At 68.5% G+C, this 18875-nt stretch carries 17 protein-coding genes and 1 pseudogene; 11 read left to right on the top strand and 7 right to left on the bottom strand.

Annotated elements, in window-relative coordinates:
* Nucleotides 1-49 precede the first annotated feature (49 nt).
* The 10 genes and pseudogenes from MC380_RS09770 (at nt 50) to hisIE (ending at nt 9798) form a co-directional block, all read left to right on the top strand.
* Nucleotides 50-1945, top strand: a complete 1896-nt coding sequence (locus MC380_RS09770) for an aromatic amino acid lyase (protein WP_242164492.1) — start codon at nt 50-52, stop codon at nt 1943-1945.
* 297 nt (nt 1946-2242) lie between these two features.
* Nucleotides 2243-2569: a YerC/YecD family TrpR-related protein gene (locus MC380_RS09765; RefSeq protein WP_242103478.1), complete on the top strand. Its 327-nt coding sequence runs from the start codon at nt 2243-2245 to the stop codon at nt 2567-2569.
* A 10-nt stretch (nt 2570-2579) separates the two neighbouring features.
* Nucleotides 2580-3494, top strand: a complete 915-nt coding sequence (hisG, locus tag MC380_RS09760; protein ID WP_242164491.1) for an ATP phosphoribosyltransferase — start codon at nt 2580-2582, stop codon at nt 3492-3494.
* A 41-nt stretch (nt 3495-3535) separates the two neighbouring features.
* On the top strand, nt 3536-4846 hold the full coding sequence (hisD, locus tag MC380_RS09755; protein ID WP_242164879.1) for a histidinol dehydrogenase: 1311 nt from the start codon (nt 3536-3538) through the stop codon (nt 4844-4846).
* Nucleotides 4843-5904, top strand: a pseudogene (hisC, locus tag MC380_RS09750) (histidinol-phosphate transaminase); the annotation flags it as partial. The gene hisD and the pseudogene hisC, both read left to right, overlap by 4 nt.
* 86 nt (nt 5905-5990) lie before the next feature.
* Nucleotides 5991-7064 carry a bifunctional histidinol-phosphatase/imidazoleglycerol-phosphate dehydratase HisB gene (gene hisB, locus MC380_RS09745; protein WP_242164488.1) on the top strand — a complete coding sequence of 358 codons (1074 nt, stop codon included), beginning with the start codon at nt 5991-5993 and terminating at the stop codon, nt 7062-7064.
* 19 nt (nt 7065-7083) lie between these two features.
* Entirely contained in the window at nt 7084-7692 is a 609-nt protein-coding gene (hisH, locus tag MC380_RS09740) for an imidazole glycerol phosphate synthase subunit HisH (RefSeq protein ID WP_242164486.1), read from the top strand.
* On the top strand, nt 7683-8417 hold the full coding sequence (locus tag MC380_RS09735; protein WP_242164484.1) for a 1-(5-phosphoribosyl)-5-[(5-phosphoribosylamino)methylideneamino] imidazole-4-carboxamide isomerase: 735 nt from the start codon (nt 7683-7685) through the stop codon (nt 8415-8417). Before hisH ends, MC380_RS09735 begins: the two co-directional genes overlap by 10 nt.
* Nucleotides 8411-9181: an imidazole glycerol phosphate synthase subunit HisF gene (gene hisF / locus MC380_RS09730; RefSeq protein WP_242164482.1), complete on the top strand. Its 771-nt coding sequence runs from the start codon at nt 8411-8413 to the stop codon at nt 9179-9181. Before MC380_RS09735 ends, hisF begins: the two co-directional genes overlap by 7 nt.
* A 2-nt stretch (nt 9182-9183) precedes the next feature.
* The gene (gene hisIE / locus MC380_RS09725; protein ID WP_242164480.1) at nt 9184-9798 is read left to right on the top strand and encodes a bifunctional phosphoribosyl-AMP cyclohydrolase/phosphoribosyl-ATP diphosphatase HisIE; all 615 of its coding nucleotides are present in this window, start codon (nt 9184-9186) and stop codon (nt 9796-9798) included.
* 132 nt (nt 9799-9930) lie between these two features.
* Here hisIE and MC380_RS09720 read toward each other — a convergent pair whose 3' ends face one another.
* Complete coding sequence (locus MC380_RS09720; protein WP_242164479.1) at nt 9931-11757, bottom strand: diguanylate cyclase; 1827 nt, start codon at nt 11755-11757, stop codon at nt 9931-9933.
* A 138-nt stretch (nt 11758-11895) separates the two neighbouring features.
* Between MC380_RS09720 and MC380_RS09715 the strand changes: the two genes are divergently transcribed.
* Complete coding sequence (locus MC380_RS09715; RefSeq protein WP_242164477.1) at nt 11896-13533, top strand: calcineurin-like phosphoesterase family protein; 1638 nt, start codon at nt 11896-11898, stop codon at nt 13531-13533.
* A gap of 132 nt (nt 13534-13665) precedes the next feature.
* On the opposite strand, the gene MC380_RS09710 is transcribed toward MC380_RS09715, so the two are convergent.
* From MC380_RS09710 to MC380_RS09685, 6 genes are all read right to left on the bottom strand, one after another.
* Complete coding sequence (locus MC380_RS09710; protein ID WP_242164475.1) at nt 13666-14559, bottom strand: C13 family peptidase; 894 nt, start codon at nt 14557-14559, stop codon at nt 13666-13668.
* On the bottom strand, nt 14556-15452 hold the full coding sequence (locus tag MC380_RS09705) for an EamA family transporter (protein ID WP_242164472.1): 897 nt from the start codon (nt 15450-15452) through the stop codon (nt 14556-14558). Before MC380_RS09705 ends, MC380_RS09710 begins: the two co-directional genes overlap by 4 nt.
* Nucleotides 15453-15458: 6 nt before the next feature.
* On the bottom strand, nt 15459-16148 hold the full coding sequence (gene mtnC / locus MC380_RS09700) for an acireductone synthase (RefSeq protein ID WP_242164470.1): 690 nt from the start codon (nt 16146-16148) through the stop codon (nt 15459-15461).
* An 87-nt stretch (nt 16149-16235) separates the two neighbouring features.
* Entirely contained in the window at nt 16236-16790 is a 555-nt protein-coding gene (locus tag MC380_RS09695) for an acireductone dioxygenase (RefSeq protein WP_242164468.1), read from the bottom strand.
* An 86-nt stretch (nt 16791-16876) separates the two neighbouring features.
* Nucleotides 16877-17518, bottom strand: coding sequence for a methylthioribulose 1-phosphate dehydratase (locus tag MC380_RS09690; protein WP_242164466.1), 642 nt, complete (start codon nt 17516-17518; stop codon nt 16877-16879).
* Between the two features lie 10 nt (nt 17519-17528).
* A complete protein-coding gene (locus MC380_RS09685) occupies nt 17529-18824 on the bottom strand; it encodes an amino acid permease (RefSeq protein ID WP_242103492.1) in 1296 nt (431 codons plus the stop codon).
* Between the last annotated feature and the right edge of the window lie 51 nt (nt 18825-18875).

Below are 18875 nucleotides of genomic sequence, written 5' to 3'. Positions count from 1 at the left end.
TCCCGCGAGGGAAGAACAACAACGTATCCGAACCCGGGCATTGCCGCAGATGAAACCGATCAACCTGGACGGAAACTCGCTGACCCGCGCCCAGCTCATCGCCGTGGCCCATGGCGCCGCGGTCGATCTGGATCCCGCTGCGCTGGTGCGGGTCGATCGGGCCGCAGGCTTCCTGGCCGAGCAGGTCCGGCGCCAGGAGCCGATCTATGGCGTCTCGACCGGTTTCGGCAGCAATGCCGACAAGCTGCTGGGCGCGCATCCGCTGCGCGACGAACTGGCGGGCGCCGCGCACTCCGGGCGTTCGCTCCAGGTCGAGCTGCAGGACAACCTGATCGTCACCCATGCGGTCTGCGTCGGCGAGCCGTTCGCCCCCGAAGTGGTGCGGGCGATGCTGTGCATCCGCATCAACACCTTGCTGCGCGGGCATTCGGGCATCCGCGTGCAGACCCTGCAGGCGCTCGCGGCGATGCTCAACGCAGGGATCGTGCCGGTGGTGCCGCAGCTGGGCTCGGTGGGCGCCTCGGGCGACCTGGCGCCGCTGTCGCACTTGGCGATCGTGCTGCTCGGTGGCGGCGAGGCGTTCGTCGACGGCGAACGCATGCCCGGCGCGCGGGCGCTGCAGCGCAAGGGCCTGCAACCGGTCTCGCTTGCGTACAAGGAAGGCTTGGCGCTCAACAACGGCACCGCGCAGATGCTCGCTTGCGGAGTGCTGGCGCTGCACAAGCTCGATGACCTGCTCGATACCGCGGACCTGGCCGCGGCGATGACCATCGATGCCTTCGCCGGCCGCCTGGGCGCGTTCGCCGAGGAAGTGCACGCACTGCGGCCACACCCCGGACAGGTGCAAGTCGCCGCCAACCTGCGCCGCCTGCTCGAAGGTTCGACCCTCGCCGATATTCCCTATCACCTGGTGCCGAAGTTCCGGCAGTGGCTGCCCACCTCGTGGGAGACCGACCAGGCGCGCGCGCTCAGCTTCGACATTGGCTGGGACTGGGTGCCGCTGGGCCAGCGCCACGGGCGCGAGAAGTTCTACCAGCGCTTCCGCCCGTTCCGGGGTGGCAAGAAGCATCAGCCGCAGGACAGCTATTCGCTGCGCTGCATCCCGCAGGTGCACGGCGCGGTGCGCGATGCGGTCGAGCAGGCCAAGCGCGTGTTCGACATCGAGCTCAACGCGGTGACCGACAACCCGCTCGTGTTTCCGGAAAAGCAGGCCGAGCACGTGGAAGAGCAGGTGATCTCCGCCGGCCATTTCCACGGCATGCCGCTGGCGCTGGCGATGAGCTACGTCAAGGCCGCAATCCCTGTGCTTGCCTCCATATCCGAGCGCCGGCTCAACAAGCTGGTCGATCCGGCCACCAACGACGGGCTGCCCGCGTTCCTGATCGGCAACGAGGACGGCACCGAGTCCGGGCACATGATCGTGCAGTACACCGCCGCGGCGATCGTCAACGACCTGGCCAGCCGCGCGCATCCGGCCAGCGTGTATTCGATTCCCACCAGCGCCAACGCCGAGGATCACGTCTCGATGGGCGCCAACGAAGCGCGCCACGTACTGGCCATGGCCGACGACCTGGGCAAGGTGCTCGCGCTGGAACTCTACAGCGGCGCCCAGGCGCTGGACCTGCGCCGCGGCATGATCAACGCCGCGCGCGACCTGGCCGATCGGGTCGATGCGGAGGCGTTCGCATCGAAGGTGCAGGGCGGGCCGCTGCCGGGTGCGCAGGATCGGGAGGCGTTCCTGGAGGAAGTCGACGGTCTGCGCGCGGAACTGGCAGCCGCGCCCGAATTCCAGCCCGGCGCCGCCATCGCCGCAGCACACGCCGCGATCCGCGAGCGTATTCCCTTCCTCGACCGCGACCGCGCGCTCGATGGCGAAGTGGCACAGGCGGTTGCGATGGTGGTGGACGGCAGCGTGCTCGAACGCGCGCGCGCATCGCTCGTCTGAGGCCGGACCGCGGCCAGACTACGTTCGTGCATTGGTGCGCGCGCCGGATCGCGGCATGCGTTATCCGCAGGGGCTTCGGCTAGGCCATTTACGACTTGGAGCGTAGCGAGACGTTCTTCGTCGGCCCGGATTTCCAACGATTCGAGTGGTTCAGAACGGCCAACAGCCGCGGGTGAGCCCAGGATCACTGTTCATCTCCAGACTCCAATCCCGACCGGTGCGCCGAACACCGCCCCAGGGGTTGACAATGCGCGAGAGGTTTCTCACAATGCATTAACGCGCTAATACATTAGTCGAATGAAGCAACGCCCCGAACCCCTGCCGCAGCGCGATGCCGATGCCTCCCTGAAGGCGCTGGCCAAGGCGCTCGCCTCGCTGGAGCGCGGTGAGGACGTGCGTGCCTTCCTCGAGGATCTGTGCACACCGGCCGAACTCGAGGCGATGGCCGACCGCTGGCGGGTGGTGCCGCTGCTGCTGGAGGGCGTGCCGTACCGGGAGATCCACGAGCGCACCCTGGTCAGCGTCACCACCATCGGCCGGGTGGCGCGGACCCTGGAACGCGGCAGCGGCGGCTACGCGGCAGCGGCGAAACGGCAGTTCCCGCGCCTCGTCGCGTCGCATTGAGCATGCCCGTATGAGCATCAACCTCGCCAACGGGGTGCGCGACCGGTTGCGCATCGCCATCCAGAAATCCGGCCGCCTCAGCGAGCCGGCGCGCGCACTGCTGGCCTCGTGCGGCCTGAGCTGGCGCGAGAGCCGCGACCGGCTGTTCTGCTATGGCGAGACCCTGCCGGTGGACCTGCTGCTGGTGCGCGACGACGACATCCCCGGGCTGATCGCCGACGGCGTGTGCGATCTGGGCATGGTCGGCCGCAACGTGCTGATGGAGCAGGCCGCCGACCGCGAACAGCGCGGCATTGCGCCCGCGTACCGCGAATGGCGTGCGTTGGGCTTCGGCGGATGCCGCCTCGATCTTGCGGTACCCGAGTCCTGGGACTGGACCGGCGCCGAACAGGTCGCCGGCAAGCGCATCGCGACCAGTTATCCCGGACTGCTGGCCCAGTGGCTGCGCAGCCGCACGATCGAAGCCGACATCGTCAACCTGTCCGGGTCGGTGGAGATCGCGCCGCGCCTGGGTCAGGCCGATCTGATCTGCGATCTGGTGTCCAGCGGCGCCACGCTCGCGGCCAACCAGCTCAAGCCGGTGGAAACCCTGCTGCGGAGCGAGGCAGTGCTGGCGGGCCCGGCGGCGGCGTTCGGAGACGTGCGTGCCGAGCTCGCCGAATTGCTGCTGCGCCGGCTCGACGGTGTGCTGAAGATACGCGACAGCAAGCTGCTGCTGTTCCAGGCCCCGCGCGCAGCGGTACCGGGACTGCTGGAGCTGCTGCCCGACGCGGAGGCGCCCACCGTGACCTCGATCGATGGCAGCGACCGCCTGGCCCTGCAAGCGTTGTGCCACGGCGCCGTGACCTGGCAGCGCCTGGAAGACCTCAAGCGCGCCGGCGCCGCCGCGTTGATGGTGTTGCCGGTCGAAAGGATGCTGGCGTGAGCGCGCCCGCCGAAGCCTTGGGTGCCACCTCCTCGCCGCGCATGAACCGGGTCGACTGGACGCGTCTGGACGCGGCGGCACGCGAAGTCGTGCTCAGGCGCCCGGCGCAGGTGGTCGCCGCCGACGTGCAACGCAGCGTGACCGAGATCATCGCAGCGGTATGCAGCGATGGCGACGCCGCGCTGCGGATCCTGTCGCGGAAATTCGACGTGGTGCCCGTCACCGATTTCGAAGTGGACGAAGCGGAGTTCGCTGCGGCGGAAAGGCTGGTCCCCGACACCTTGCGGCTGGCGATGCAGGATGCGATGCAGCGGATCGAGTGGTTCCACCGCGCCGGCATGGGGCAGGGCTATGCGGTGGACACCGCGACCGGCGTGCGCTGCGAACGCATCCTGCGCCCGATCCAGCGGGTGGGCCTGTACGTGCCGGCCGGCAGCGCGCCGTTGCCCTCCACGGCGCTGATGCTGGGGGTACCCGCGCGCCTGGCCGGCTGCCCGCAGGTGGTGCTGTGTACACCGCCGCGCGTGGATGGCAGCGCGGATCCGGCGGTGCTGGTGGCCGCGCGATTGTGTGGCATCGGGCGCGTGTTCAAGCTCGGCGGCGCGCAGGCCATCGCCGCCATGGCCTACGGCACGGACAGCGTCCCCCGATGCGACAAGATCTTTGGCCCCGGCAATGCCTACGTCACCGAAGCCAAACGCCAGGTGTCGATGCAGTCCGATGGCGCGGCGATCGACATGCCGGCCGGTCCATCCGAAGTGCTGGTGGTCGCCGATGCCGGTGCCGATCCGCTGTTCGTCGCCGCCGATCTGTTGTCGCAGGCCGAGCACGGTCCGGATTCGCAGGTGCTGCTGGTCTCAGACGATGCCGATTTGCTTGAGCGCGTCGCGGCGGAAGTAGAAGCGCAGCTCGCGCGCCTGTCGCGACGCGGGATCGCACAGCAGGCGCTCTCGGCCTCGCACGCGATCCTGGTGGACAACCTCGACGATGCCTTCGCCCTCAGCAACGCCTACGCGCCGGAACACCTGATCCTGGCCCTGCGCGATCCGCGCGCATGGCTGGGTCGCGTGCAGGCAGCAGGCTCCGTGTTCCTGGGCGACTGGGCGCCGGAAGCGCTCGGCGACTACTGCAGCGGCACCAACCATGTGCTACCCACCGGCGGCGCCGCGCGTGCCTGCAGTGGCGTGAGCGTGTCCAGCTTCCAGAATGCAATCACCGTGCAGCAGGTGGATCAGGCCGGTATCGCCGCGATCGGTCCGACTGCCGTCACCTTGGCTGAGGCCGAAGGCCTGCAGGCCCACGCCTACGCGGTGCAGGCACGCCTGGAGCGTGCAAAGGCGGACGCAGCATGAGCATCGATCCGCTGCAGCTTGCGCGACCGGACCTGCGCGGCTTCGCCGGTTATCGCTCCGCCCGCAGCGAGGCGCTGCGCGGCGATGTCTGGCTCAATGCCAACGAAGCAGCATGGGCGAATTCGGCCGACCGCGACGGGCTGGCGCGCCGCTACCCCCAGCCGCAGCCGCGTGACCTGCGCGTTGCGCTCGCGGGCCTGTACGGCGTCGAGCCGGAGCAGCTGCTCATCGGCCGCGGCAGCGACGAAGGCATCGACCTGCTGGTACGCGCGTTCTGCGTACCCGGCAGCGATGCCGTGCTCGTCACGCCGCCGGTGTTCGGCATGTATGCGGTCAGCGCGCGGCTGCAGGGCGCAGGCGTGGTCGATGTGCCGCTGCAGGACGCGACCGACGATTTCCGGGTCGACCTGGAGCAGGTCGCCGCGCGCGCGGAAGGCGAGGGCGCGAAGCTGGTGTTCCTGTGTTCGCCAGGCAATCCGGCTGGCGGCGTGATCCCGCGCGATGCAGTGCTGCGCCTGGCGCAGCGGCTGCAAGGCCGGGCGCTGGTGGTGGTGGACGAGGCGTATATCGAGTTCGCCGACGCGCCCTCGCTGGCGACCGATGTTGGCCTGCAACGCAACCTTATCGTGCTACGCACCCTATCCAAGGCGCATGCCCTGGCGGCGGCGCGGATCGGATGCGTGATCGCCGACGCGCACGTGATCGCGCTGCTGCAGCGCTGCCAGGCGCCGTACCCGGTGCCGGCACCGTGCGCCGCGCTGGCGCTGGGCGCGCTGCAGCCTGCGAGCTTGGCGCAGACGCGGGACCATGTCGAAACCATCCGCCAGGAGCGCGGGAGACTGGGCACGGCGCTGGCGGCACTACCCGCAGTGCACCGAGTTTATCCATCCCAGGGTAACTTCCTGCTCGTGCGTTGCTTTGATGCCGAGGCCGCGTTCCGCGCATTGCTCGCCGCAGGCGTGGTGGTTCGCGACCAGCGCGCCGCACCGCAGCTCGGCGATGCGTTGCGGATCAGCATCGGCACGCCGGAAGAAAACGACCGCATGATCGCTGCCTTGCGCGTTGCGGGAGCGCCGCTTCGGCACGACTTTGTCTCCGGGGAAGCGATGTCGCGTCCAAGCGGCACCCCCGCAGGAGAAGCCGCATGACCCCGGTCCTGTTCGTCGATCGCGACGGCACCCTGATCGAGGAACCGGCGGATTTCCAGATCGACCGGTACGAGAAGCTGCGCTTCGTGCCCGGCGTCATTCCGGCGCTGCTGCGGCTGCGCGATGCCGGTTACCAGTTCGTCATGGTGACCAACCAGGATGGGCTGGGCACCGAAGCCTTCCCGCAGCAGGACTTCGATGGGCCGCACGCCCTGATGCTGCAGGTTTTCGAGAGCCAGGGCATCGTCTTTCGAGACATCCTGATCGACCGCAGTCTTCCAGCAGAAGGCCTGCCTACGCGCAAGCCCGGCGTCGGCCTGGCGCTGCCGTACCTGCAGGACCGAACGATCGACTGGGCGCGTTCGGCCATGGTCGGCGACCGCGAAACCGACGACGCCTTCGCCGGTAACCTGGGCATCCGCGCCTTCCGGCTGCGCACGCCGCAGTTCGGCGGGCAGTGGGACTGGGCCGGAATCGCACATGTGCTGGCGAACGCCCCGCGCGCGGCCCGGGTGGTGCGCAACACCAAGGAGACGCAGATCCAGGTGGAGGTCGACCTGGACCGCACCGGCGAACCGCAAGTCGCCACCGGCCTGGGTTTCTTCGATCACATGCTCGAACAGCTCGGCAAGCACGGTGGCTTCGCGATGTCGCTGCGCTGCGACGGCGACCTGCACATCGATGAGCACCATACGGTGGAAGACAGCGCGCTAGCGCTCGGCCAGGCCCTGCGCGAGGCGCTGGGCGACAAGCGCGGCATCGGCCGCTATGGCTTCACCCTGCCCATGGACGAAAGCCTGGCCAGCGCGGCGCTCGACTTCTCCGGCCGGCCCTACCTGGTGTTCGACGGCAGCTTCGCGCGCGAACGCGTCGGCGAACTGCCCACGGAACTCGTGCCGCACTTCTTCCGCTCGCTATGCGAGAGCGCCGGTCTCAATCTCAACCTGCAGGTCCGCGGCGACAACGACCACCACAAGGTCGAAGCCTGCTTCAAGGCCACCGCGCGCGCGCTACGTCAGGCGATCCGGCGCGAGGGCAGCGAACTGCCCAGCACCAAAGGCCTGCTGTGATGCGTCAGGCAGGCGCGGTATGAGCGGTGTGGTGATCGTCGATTCCGGTGGTGCCAACCTGACGTCGGTGCAGACCGCGCTGCGTCGCCTGGGCGTGGAGGCGCCGGTGGTGCAGGAGCCGCAAGCGATCGCGAATGCCGGACGTGTGCTGCTGCCAGGCGTCGGCGCGGCCGCGCCGGTGATGGGTCGCCTGCGCGAACTCGGCCTGGTCGATCTGCTGCGAACGCTGCGCAAGCCGCTGCTGGGCATTTGCGTCGGCATGCAGGTGCTCTTCGAGCGTTCCGAGGAAGGCGATGTCGAAGGCCTGGGCCTGCTGCCCGGGACGGTGAAGCGCCTGCGCGGCGAACCGGGAATCCGCATTCCGCACATGGGATGGAACGCGCTGCATATCGAGGCGCCGTCTGCGCTGCTGGCAGGCATGCCGGAGGGCAGCCACGCCTATTTCGTGCACAGCTACGCGGCATCGGCTGCGTCCGATTGCATTGCCAGCACCCGTCATGGCGAGCGCTTCGCCGCGGTGGTGCAACGAGGCCAAATCGCCGGCGCCCAGTTTCATCCGGAGCGTTCCGCCGACACCGGCGCGCGCCTGCTGCGCAATTTCCTGGCCTGGCAGCCGGCATGGGCCTGACCATCTATCCGGCGATCGACGTGCGCGGCGGGCGCGTGGTGCGCCTGACCCAGGGCGACTACGCGCGCGAGATCTCCTACGACGCCGACCCATTCGCAATGGCGTTGCGTTACGCCGATGCCGGTGCACGCTGGCTGCACCTGGTGGATCTGGATGCGGCGCGGGACGGCGGCTATTCGCTGCTCGGATTACTCGAGCGTATCGCGCAGGACGGACGCTTGCGCGTGCAGACCGGCGGCGGTGTGCGCGACGTGCAGCAAGTGCAGGCACTGCTCGGCGCGGGTGCCGAACGGGTGGTGGTGGGATCGCTCGCGGTAAGCCAGCGACAGGCCGTGGCCGGATGGCTGGAGCGCTTCGGCGGCGAGCGCCTGACCGTTGCGCTGGACGTGCGCCGGGACCAGGACGGACAGTGGCGGCCAGCGACGCTGGGTTGGACCGAGGCGGGTGAGGCCACGCTCGATGAACTGGTGCGGTTCTACGCGCGTTCGGGCCTGGCGCATCTGCTGTGCACCGACATCGCGCGCGACGGTACTCTGGCGGGACCCAATTTCGAGCTCTATACGCTGCTGCGTCGCTGGGCACCGGGCTTGCGGCTGCAGGCCTCGGGCGGCGCGCGCGAACTCGCGGACGTTACGCGGGCCCGCGATGCGGGCTGCGGTGGCATCGTGCTGGGCAAGGCGCTGCTCGAAGGCCGCATCCGCCTGCAGGACGCGCTGGCATGCTGACGCGGCGCATCGTGCCATGCCTGGACGTGCGCGACGGGCGTGTGGTCAAGGGCGTGCGCTTCCGCGATCACGTGGACATGGGCGACATCGTGGCCCTGGCCCGGCGCTACCGCCAGGAAGGCGCGGACGAGCTGGTGTTCTACGACATCGGCGCGAGTCCGCAGGGGCGCAGCGTCGACCGCGACTGGATCCGGCGCGTGGCCGCGGTCATCGACATCCCGTTCTGCGTGGCTGGCGGCATCCGCAGCGTCGACGACGCGCGTGCGGTGCTGCACGCCGGCGCGGACAAGGTATCGATCAATACCCCCGCGCTGGAGCGGCCTGAGCTGATCGGCGAGCTCGCCGACGCGTTCGGTATCCAGTGCGTGGTCGTGGGCGTGGACAGCCTGCGCGAGCAGGACGGCGAATGGCGGGTGCGCAGCCATACCGGAGATCCGGATCGGATGCGCGCACCTGGGCGTCGCACGCTCGACTGGATCCAGGAAGCACAGGAGCGCGGCGCCGGCGAGATCGTGCTCAACTGCATGGGCAGCGACGGCGTACGCCAGGGCTACGACATCGAACAGCTCGCGGCCGCACGCGCGGTGTTAGCGGTGCCGCTGGTGGCCTCCGGCGGAGCCGGTGCGTCCGCGCACTTCGTCGCGGTGTTTGCCGAGGCCGACGTCGATGCCGCCTTGGCCGCAAGCGTGTTTCACAACGGCAGCATTGCGATTCCTGCATTGAAGCGTGAGCTGCAGGCCGCCGGCGTGGAAGTGAGGCTGTGAGCGTGGATGCGCAAACCGCCGGCTTCGATCCGGAAACGCTGGCCTGGGACAAGCAGGGCGGCCTGGTGCCCGCGGTCGTGCAGGATGCCGATACGCAGCGCGTGCTGATGCTCGGCTACATGGACCGCGACGCGCTGGAGGCGACCCTGGCAAGTGGACGCGTGACTTTCTTCAGCCGCTCGCGCCAGCGGCTGTGGACCAAGGGCGAGACCTCCGGCCATGCGCTGGATCTCGTGTGGCTGGAAGCCGACTGCGACCGCGACACCTTGCTCGTCCAGGCACGCCCGCGCGGACCCACCTGCCACCTCGGCACCAGCAGTTGCTTCATGCAGGCGCCCGCCGCGGCGCTGGCGGAACTCGAAAATCTGATCGAGACCCGCGAACGCGAACGACCACCCGGCAGCTACACAACGACGCTGTTCGAGGCCGGGATCGCGCGCATCGCGCAGAAGGTGGGGGAAGAGGGCGTCGAAACCGCGCTGGCGGCGGTGACCGCCGACGATGCCGCGCTCACAGGTGAGGCGGCCGACCTCGTGTATCACCTGCTCGTGCTGCTGCGCGCGCGCGGGCTGGGTTTTGCCGACGTGGCGAAGGTGCTCGCGTCTCGGTCGCGCTAGGCCTGTGCCGTGGGAGCGGCCTTGGCCGCGATTGCTCTCGCGGCGTTATCGAAATCTGTTTGTGCATACGGCGCGTGCTACGGTGCTGCGAGATGCATTCGCGGCCAAGGCCGCTCCCACAGGTCTCTGGACTCATGCGGGTGCAGAGGTCCGGACCTGGTCGCGTCCGCCGGCCTTGGCCGAATACAGCGCTTCATCGGCCGCCTGCAGCGCGGCATCGATGCTGCTGGCGATGTCGTCGGCCGGCAGCAGCTGGTGTACACCGAAGCTCGCCGACAAGGCGATGCAGCGCCCGCGCGACTCGCACGGGGCGCTGCGCAGCGCATCGCGCAGCTGTTCGGCCACGCGCACCGCCTCGTGCAGGTCGTATCCCGGCAGCGCGGCGATGAATTCCTCGCCGCCGAAACGCGCCAGCAGGGCTTCGTGGGGACGCAGCGCCTGGCCGATGCAGCGGGCCGCCCAGCGCAGGCACTCGTCGCCGACCAGGTGGCCATAGTGGTCGTTGATCGCCTTGAAGTGGTCCAGGTCAATCATCAGCAGCGTGGTAGGGCGCGCCGCGGCCTGCCCATCGCGCAGCAGTTGCTCGAAGGCGTCGCGGAAGTGGCTGCGGTTGTACAGCCCGGTCAGGCCATCGCGCCGGCTCGAATCGCGCAGTCTTCCGTGCGCGTCCTCCAGCTGAGCCAGCGTGCTGGTCAGGGCCTGTGTCCGTTCGGCGACCTGGCGTTCCAGGCGCACGTTGGCTTCGCTGACGATGCGCTCGTTCTCGTTGCGCAGCGAGGCGTAGCGATAGCCCAGCGCGATCGACAGCAGCAGCATCTCCAGCGCCGAGCCGATCTGCACACCGTACTCGGTGAAGAAGTTTTTCGGGAACAGGCCGAAGGCAAGCAGGCTGAAGACCGTGGTGCCGAGCAGGAACATCGCCCATGCCAGCAGGAACAGGCGCGCCGGCGTGTATCCGCGGCGCAGCACCACGACCGTGGCGATCGCGATCCACAGCACGCCCACCAGCACCGCGCGGGTCACCACCGGCGTCGAAATCCGATAGGGCAGCTGCAGCGCGGCCAATCCAAATACGACGAAGAACGCGATCAGCCCCAGACTGACCCAGTTGCCTCGTGGCCAGCGTTGCGGCAGTTCGAGGAAGGTGCGCGCGAACTGCTGCATGCCGATCAGCGCCAGGCAGATCGACAGCGGCACCGATTTGTCGGCCAGCCAGGTGGAGTTCGGCCACAGGTATTCGAAGCCGAAACCGTTGAGGGTAAACAGCACCAGGCCGAACGCACCGATATGCAGCAGGTACCAGCCGTAGCTGGGGTCGCGCAGGCTCAGCCACAGCACCAGGTTGTAGACGAACAGTGCCAGCAGGATCCCGTAATAGATCCCGATTGCGAGCTGCGCATCGCGCGACAGTTCGGCGAACGCCGAAGGCGTGTAGAGCATGAGCGGGACCTGCATCGAGCTCTGGCTCTGCACCCGGACCAGCAGATCGACCGGCTGCCCGGTGGGCAGCGTGAGCATGAAGTTCGGCTGCCGGTAGCGGATGCTGCGGGCGTGGAAAGGCAGGGCGTCGCCACCGGCCTGGTGCCAGAGCCGGCCGTCGGGATAGCGCAGGTACACGTCGATGTGGTCGCTCAGGGCGTATTCCTGCAGCAGCAGCCAGCGCGGCTCGGCGGGGTCCTGATTGATCAGGCGGGCGTGAAACCAGAACGCACCGGACTGGAAGCCGAATGCGGTATTGCCGTCCGGCAGCGGGGCGAATCCGCCCTCGCCGACCCGGCGCAGCGCAGCGGCCGCATCGTCCGTGCCGTTGGTGTCGTGGTAGTAGGCGACGAACGGCGTGAGGCTGCTCTGCGAATTGCCCGGCACCAGCCGCAGCGGTTCGGCGGCATGCGCGCGCCCGGCGAGAGCGCCGAAGGCGAGGAGCAACCAGAGCACAGCCTGCGTCCAACGCCCGAGCATGCAAACGATTCCGTAAAGGGACCGTCCCGCCGGCCCTGGTGCAGTCTAGCGCCAGTGGCGGCCGGCGGCATCCGTCACGGTTCCGCCCAGCTCTGGACGGACGGCATACTTTCCACCCTCGTATCCCGGACGCCATTCATGCCGCGAATCGCCTGCCTGTTGCTGCCGGTGCTGGCTGCATCCCTTTGGGCCGAACCGGTGCATGGCCGGATCTGTGCGGACGCGGTGGTCTTCGAGGATGGCGACGGCGACGGCGTGCGCTCGGCGGACGAGCCCGGCCTGGCCGACATCCGGGTTTCGGACGGAAGCGACATCGTCGCGACCGATGCGCGGGGCAGGTTCCAGCTGCCGGATGACGCGGCAGGCCCTCGGACCGTGTTCGTGATCAAGCCCGCCGGCTATGCGTTCGCGCGCCGTGACGACGGACTACCCGATTTCTGGCGCAACCTGGTCACGGCTCCGGCGCCCGTTCTCGGATACGGTGGCATGCGGGCGTCGGGTGCCTGTGCCGACATCGGTCTGCGGCGCGAGGAGCTGCCTCGCGCGCGGAGCGAGGGTCTGCAGGTCCTGGTTTTTGCCGATCCGCAGCCCAAGTCGCGCATCGACGTGGATTACTACGCCCGCGACATCATCGAATCGGTCTCCGGCGATCATGACGTCGCCATGCCGGCCTCGCAGGACCGCGCCGTTCGCGCAGCCGATATGGGGCTCACCCTGGGCGACATCGTCCACGACGATCTGTCGCTGTATCCCGACATCAACCGCGCCACCGCACGGCTTGGCGTTCCGTGGCTGCACGTACCGGGCAACCACGACCTGGATTTCGATGCAGCGCGCGACGAGGACTCGCTGCTGACCTTCCGCCATCACTACGGTCCGGACACGCTGGCATGGGAGGAGCAGGAAGCCAATTTCGTCCTGCTCGACGATGTCGTCTACCAACCTGGACGGCAGCCGGCCTACATCGGCGGACTGCGCGAGGACCAGTTCGCCTTCCTCGAACGCTATCTGGCCGGCGCCGACAGGGAGCGCCTGCTGGTCGTCGGCATGCATATCCCGCTGTTCGAAGCGGAGGGACGCGATACCTTTCGCGACGCCGACCGAGCGCGTCTGTTCGCGCTACTGGCCGCGTTCCCGAAGGTGCTGCTGCTGTCCGGGCACGGCCATACCCAGCAACACGTGCTGCACGGCGCGGCAACGGGGTGGCGCGGGGCGCGGCCACTGCACGAATACAACGTCGGTGCGGCCTGTGGCGCCTACTGGTCGGGCGTAAAGGATGCGCAGGGCATCCCGGATTCGACCATGGCCGATGGTACGCCCAACGGGTATGCACGGCTGCAGGTCGACGCCAACGGAGGCTATCGCCTGTCCTGGCACAGCGCGCGCGGACAGGGCGACAGCCGTATTGGCCTGCATGCCCCGCGGGTGCTGCGGCGCGGCGCCTACCCGGCGTTCGCCATGTACGCCAACATCTACATGGCGCGCGACGACACGCGGGTGGAATACCGGATCGATGACGGCGCATGGACGCCGATGCAGAAGACGCTGCGTCCGGATCCGCGCCTGCAGGCGGAGAACGCACGCGACGATGCCGCCAGAGCGCTGCGCGGCTACGACCGTTCGCCCGAGGCTGCTCCATCGCCGCACCTGTGGCGCGGCACGCTGCCGACCGGTCTTGCGCCGGGCGAACACCGGATCGAGGTGCGCGCGTTCGACGCATGGCAGGGCGAGCAGCGCATGACCACCCGTTACAGGCTCGAGGAGGCCTTGCCGTAGAAGTTCGTCGGCATGCTGGAGCGCGGCGAGAAACTGCACGGCGGAAGACACGAAGGCGGTCGAACCAGTCAGCATTCGTGGCGCGAGCCTGCGCCAGACAACACAGGAACCGCGCCTGCGCGCTCGTGGGCCCTACGGCTTCGCGTCGAGGTCTTCGATCGGATAGGGATACGCAACCGCCTCGCCCAGCGGCGACTGCGCCTGCCACTGCCGCAGCCGCTGGCGGATGCGCTTGCCCGCCGCCATCTGCGGAAACGAGGCCTCGACTTTTTCCGCCTGCTCCCATGCGTGCACGCGCCGGGTCGCGTACTCGTAGGCCTGGAGCAGATCGTTTTCCTGGTTCAGGCCTTCCACCAGCCAGGCGCGGCCGAACCAGGTGACGTTCGATTCGCTGTCGCAGCCAAACGAGGCCCGGTCCGCGCGCGCGGCGGTGATCAGCAAGGTGTCCGGATCGCGCAGCTCGCGGATGAAACCGCCCGAATAGCAGGCGGAGATCACCAGCACGCGGTGGCGGATGCCGGCATCGTCCAGCACGGTTCGCAGATCCTCGGGAATCAATGCGTCCTCGACGAACGGCGGGAAGTAGACCGCCAGCTCGTGCTCGCGTGTGCCGTGCATGGTCAGGTACAGCAGCAGGATGTCCTCGTCCGGATCCATGCGTTTGGCGATGCCGGCGAGCGCCTGCTGCAGGTTCTCGTAGGTCGCCAGCGGATGCGGTGCGGGCTGGACGCTGTCGAGATGGTTGATCAGGGTGATCACACCGCGTGCCTGCAGGCGCTGGCGCATCAGCTGCGGAAAGTACGTGATCTCGTTGCGGAACACGTCCTGGCTGCCGTCCCCGGCGAAGCCGAGGGCGTACAGGTCGATCGTGCCGGAGCGCTGCGCAGGCAGGGCATCCACGGCCGCGGCGATCAGGCGCGTGTCGCGCTGTGGCAGCGGTTCCGGATCCTTCGTGCGCGCCGCCGCCGGCGTTGCCAGTGCGGCCACCAGCGCCAGTACTCCAAGCAGCGTCGTCCTGCGGCTCATGTCCGCGCCGGGTCTGGCGTACTGCGCAGGCTGATCCAGGCACCGAGCATGAGCAGCGCGATCGCGACCGCCTGGATCCAGTGCGGCTGCGCGCGCCCCGCCAGCACCAGCAACAGCGTCGACAGCAGCGGTGCGAGGTAGGACAGGCTGCCGAGCAGCGCGATGTCGCCACGCTTGGTGCCGTGATCCCAGAGGAAGAACGCCGCGCCCACCGGGCCGACGCCCATCGCCAGCAGCGCCAGCCAGTGTCCGGCGGAAGGGGCGACCGTCTGCTCTAAGGAGAAGTGCGCGATGCCGCCCAGTACCGCAACGCCGATGCAGGCGGGGATGATCGCCGTGCTCGGTACTTCGGCGTGGCGCCGGTTGAGCACCGAGTACGCGGCCCAGACCACGGCCGCGCCGAGCGCGGCGAGATAGCCGGGCAATGCGGACGGATCGATGTCGATTCCCTGGCCACGCGTCACCAGCAATGCCGCCGCAGCCAGACCCAGCAGTGCCCCGAACAGATGGTTGCCGCGCAGACGCACGCCGGGTAGCAGGCCGCAGAACAGCACGATCAGCAGCGGCCACAGGTAATTGATGAGGTTGGCTTCCAGCGCCGGCGCATGCTTGAGCGCGTAGAAATACAGCGCGTGATAGCCGAACAGACCGGCGATCGCCAGCGCCAGGGCGGACGGCGGCGCACGCCAGGCCTGCCAGCCCGCCGCGCCGCGCAGCGCCGTGTGCAGCGTGCCCAGCAGGCCCGCGATGCCAAAGCCCAATGCAAGCACCTGGAATGGCGGCAGGCCCTGGGTGAACGTGGTGAGCAGCGCCAGCGCTGCCCACAGCACCACCGCGCACACGCCCGCCAGCGTGGCCCGGCGCTGCGGTCGTTCGACAGCCACGGCAGCCATCGCCGGTCAGCCGCCCGGATCGATCTGGTCGAAGCTGGTGACGCGCGCATGGCCGTGGGTCGCATCGCCCGTGCGCGGCATGGGGTAGTCGTCCGTGCGGTCGACCAGGATGGTGCGCATGCCGGCCTCGCGCGCGGCATCGAGTTCCTCGACCACGTCGGACAGAAACAGGATGTCGCCAGGTTCGCGCCCCAGGCGCTGCGCGATCGCACGGTAGCTGTCCGGATCGCGCTTGTGGCCGACCTCGGTGTCGAACCAGTGTCCGAACAGCGGCGAGAGGTCTCCCGCGCTGCTGAATGCAAAGAACAGCTTCTGCGCCGGCACCGAACCCGACGAATAGACCGCCATCGGTACGCCTGCGCGGTGCCATGCCTGCAACGCTGCGGCCGCATCGGGATAGATCGGCGCGATGAAGTCGGCATTGCGGTAGCCGTCCTCCCAGACCATGCCCTGCAGCGCCTTGAGCGCGGTGTGCTTGCGGTCCTGATCGATCCAGCCCTGCAGCGTCTCCACGATCATCGCGTCCTGGCAGATGCCGCCGTGTTCCGCTGCCACGGTGTCCAGCCAGCGCCGCACTTCCGGTTCCTGCCCGTGTTCGCGCACGAACCGCGGCAGTTCGCGGCGGGCATAGGGAAACAGCACATCTTTGATGAAGGAGATGCTGCTGGTCGTACCTTCGATGTCGGTGAGGATCATGCGGGGGCCAGGAACCAGAGAGTAGGAACTAGGAACCAGAGGGGGACGAGCCGAACACCCTAGTTCCTAGTTCCTGCCCACTGGTTTCTAGCTTCCGGTCTTCTCGTAGCGCGGGAACTTCTGCGCGATGTCGGTCCCGGTGAAGTGCCCGATCCAGCCGTCCGGCTGCTGGAAGAAGCGGATCGCGACGAACTCGGGTTCTTCGCCCATGTCGAACCAGTGGGTCGTGCCGTCGGGCACCGCGATCAGGTCGTCCTTGACGCATTCGATCTCGTACACCTTGTCGCCCACGTGCAGGGTGAACAGGCCCGATCCGGCGACGAAGAAGCGGACTTCGTCCTCCTTGTGGAAATGCTCGTCGAGGAACTTCGCGCGCAGTTCCTCGCGCTTGGGGTTGTCCGGTGCGATGCTGATCACATCGACGGTGGTGAAGCCGCGCTCGGCGGTGATCCGGTCGATGTCGGCCTGGTACGCGGCGATCACCTCTTCCTGGGCGGCGCCGGGGGCGATGGCTTTGCTCGCCTGCCAGCGCTCGAAGGTGACGCCGATGCGCGCCAGCTCGCGCGCGATGGCGTCGGCATCGCGGCTTTCGAACTCGGGTGCATCGGGCGTGTCGTCGGCGAAGATGCGCAGTCGGCTCATGGCGTGACCTCAGGCGTTGCGGTTGCGGATCCCGGCAGGGACCCATTCCCCATGATGCGGGGAAAATACCGTGTTTCAAGCACCGGTCAGTGCGCGCGTAGCCGGCGCAGGTCGAGTTCGCACTCCAGCAGGAACTCGAATGCCTCCAGGTGGCGTCGCGCCTCGGCCATGTCCCGGCCCCAGGCGTACAGGCCGTGGCCGTCGATCAGATAGCCCCACATGCATTGCCGGTCGAGCAGCGCATCGACCTGCGCCGCGAGCGTATGCATGTCCTGGGTATTGGCGAACACAGGGATCTGGATTTCGGCTTCGTGCGTATCGTTGCCGTGGAAGGCCTTCAGCAGCTCGTAGCCTTCCAGCCGCACGTGTCCCTGGCCGGCGTACAGACGCGAGGCCACCGTCTGGGCATGCGAGTGCGTGTGCAGCACGCAGCCGATCTCGGGAAAGCGCCGGTACAGCTGGGTGTGCAGCAGGGTTTCCGCCGACGGCCGGTGGTCGCTGCCGACGGCATTGCCGTCGAAGTCCACCACCATGATGTCCGCCTCGCGCAGCCTGCCCTTGTCGCGGCCGGAGACGGTGATCGCGGCGTGGCGATCGTCGAGCCGGTGCGAGAAATTGCTGCTGGTGGCGGGCGTCCAGCCGCGCGCGGACAGTTCGCGCACGTTGACGATGATCTCGCCGGCAAGCTCGCACAGGCGGTGGTGGTCGTAGGGCAGGGCATCGCTCATGGTGCGAAGTCTAGCGCTGTGCCGGCGGATGCGACGCGAACGCGCGCCATGCCACCCAGACCAGCGCCGCGACCACCAGCGAGCCGATCAGGATCTTCACCGGCGCCGACACCACCAGCAGCCCGCAGGCCACCAGCGCAGCCAGGCCCAACAGCTTTTCTCGCCGGCCCGATGGCTTGGCCGGCGTGCCGAGCAGCAGGCTCAGGCCGGCGGCGATATAGGCCATCACGATCAACGTCACCACCATGTTGACGATCACCTCGAACTGCGACGCCACATCCGGCGTGAGCGTGAGCGCCGCGATCACGGTCATGGCCAGGCAGACGAAGAACAGTCCCCAGGCGGCCGAACCATTGGCGCGCATGCGTCCGAAGATGGCGGGAAGGAAGCCGCGGTGCGCGGCGCGCGCCCCGGATTCGCCGCTGACCTGCATCCATCCGCCCAGGGTGCCGGTGGCCTTGAGGCCCGCGGCGAGCGCGATCACCGGGATCGCCCAGGGGCCGAACATTTCGCCTGCCACCAGCGCGAACGGCGCGCCCGAGGCCGCCAGTTGCTCGGCCGGCACGATCCCCATCATCAGCACCGAGGAAAACAGGTAGACCACGCCGGCGAGCACGATCCCGCCGATGGTCGCCCGCGGCACATTGCGGTCGGGGTCGCGGACCACGCCGGCGACCATCGCTCCGGTTTCCAGGCCGACGAACGCCCAGAACACCGGCGACAGCGAAGTGAGCACGACAGCGGCATCGGGCTTGCCGGTCACGTTCCAGGCCGAGCGGTACAGGTCGAAGTCGAAATGCCCCCAGCCTGCGGTCATGATCGCCGCCACCGGCAGCAGGCCGAGCACCACGCACAGCGACTGGAAACGCGCGATTGGCCGCGGCCCCATCAGGTTGATCGCGAACATCAGCCAGATCAGCACCACCTGGCCGAGCAGGCGCATGCCCTGGTCGTCGCCGAACGGCAGCAGGATGGCGAGATAGCCGAACGCGGCGACCGCGATGGCGTTATTGCCGGCCCAGGATGCGAGCCAGTACAGGGTGGTGGCGAGGAAGCCGATATCGCGCCCGAGCGCCGGCCGTATGTAGTCGTCGGGCGAGGTCAGGTTCGGATAGTCGCGCGCCAGCCGCGCGAATGCGGCGCCCAGGGCGACCGCCAGGACCGTTCCCAGCAGCCAGGCCAGCAGGGTCACGCCCCCGGAACGGGCAAGCGTGGCCGGCAGCAGGAAGAATCCTGAGCCGATCATGTTGTTGGCCACCACGAAGGTCGCCAGCAGCGGGCCGATCTTTTTAGGCCCGGTCGTCATCGGCACGGCTTCCGACAAAAGGAAACGGCCGGCATGGCGCCGGCCGTTTCG

This window comes from Lysobacter sp. M15, from assembly GCF_022662515.1.
Classification (GTDB): domain Bacteria; phylum Pseudomonadota; class Gammaproteobacteria; order Xanthomonadales; family Xanthomonadaceae; genus JAKPBU01.
The sequence above is the reverse complement of the archived record's forward strand: the minus strand, read 5'-3'. Positions and strand labels throughout refer to the sequence as shown.

Coding starts and splice junctions, on each gene's coding strand:
- MC380_RS09770 (WP_242164492.1), top strand. CDS start 50: ATGAAACCGATCAACCTGGACGGAAACTCGCTGACCCGCGCCCAGCTC.
- MC380_RS09765 (WP_242103478.1), top strand. CDS start 2,243: ATGAAGCAACGCCCCGAACCCCTGCCGCAGCGCGATGCCGATGCCTCC.
- hisG (WP_242164491.1), top strand. CDS start 2,580: ATGAGCATCAACCTCGCCAACGGGGTGCGCGACCGGTTGCGCATCGCC.
- hisD (WP_242164879.1), top strand. CDS start 3,536: ATGAACCGGGTCGACTGGACGCGTCTGGACGCGGCGGCACGCGAAGTC.
- hisB (WP_242164488.1), top strand. CDS start 5,991: ATGACCCCGGTCCTGTTCGTCGATCGCGACGGCACCCTGATCGAGGAA.
- hisH (WP_242164486.1), top strand. CDS start 7,084: ATGAGCGGTGTGGTGATCGTCGATTCCGGTGGTGCCAACCTGACGTCG.
- MC380_RS09735 (WP_242164484.1), top strand. CDS start 7,683: ATGGGCCTGACCATCTATCCGGCGATCGACGTGCGCGGCGGGCGCGTG.
- hisF (WP_242164482.1), top strand. CDS start 8,411: ATGCTGACGCGGCGCATCGTGCCATGCCTGGACGTGCGCGACGGGCGT.
- MC380_RS09720 (WP_242164479.1), bottom strand. CDS start 11,757: ATGCTCGGGCGTTGGACGCAGGCTGTGCTCTGGTTGCTCCTCGCCTTC.
- MC380_RS09715 (WP_242164477.1), top strand. CDS start 11,896: ATGCCGCGAATCGCCTGCCTGTTGCTGCCGGTGCTGGCTGCATCCCTT.
- MC380_RS09710 (WP_242164475.1), bottom strand. CDS start 14,559: ATGAGCCGCAGGACGACGCTGCTTGGAGTACTGGCGCTGGTGGCCGCA.
- MC380_RS09705 (WP_242164472.1), bottom strand. CDS start 15,452: ATGGCTGCCGTGGCTGTCGAACGACCGCAGCGCCGGGCCACGCTGGCG.
- mtnC (WP_242164470.1), bottom strand. CDS start 16,148: ATGATCCTCACCGACATCGAAGGTACGACCAGCAGCATCTCCTTCATC.
- MC380_RS09695 (WP_242164468.1), bottom strand. CDS start 16,790: ATGAGCCGACTGCGCATCTTCGCCGACGACACGCCCGATGCACCCGAG.
- MC380_RS09690 (WP_242164466.1), bottom strand. CDS start 17,518: ATGAGCGATGCCCTGCCCTACGACCACCACCGCCTGTGCGAGCTTGCC.
- MC380_RS09685 (WP_242103492.1), bottom strand. CDS start 18,824: ATGACGACCGGGCCTAAAAAGATCGGCCCGCTGCTGGCGACCTTCGTG.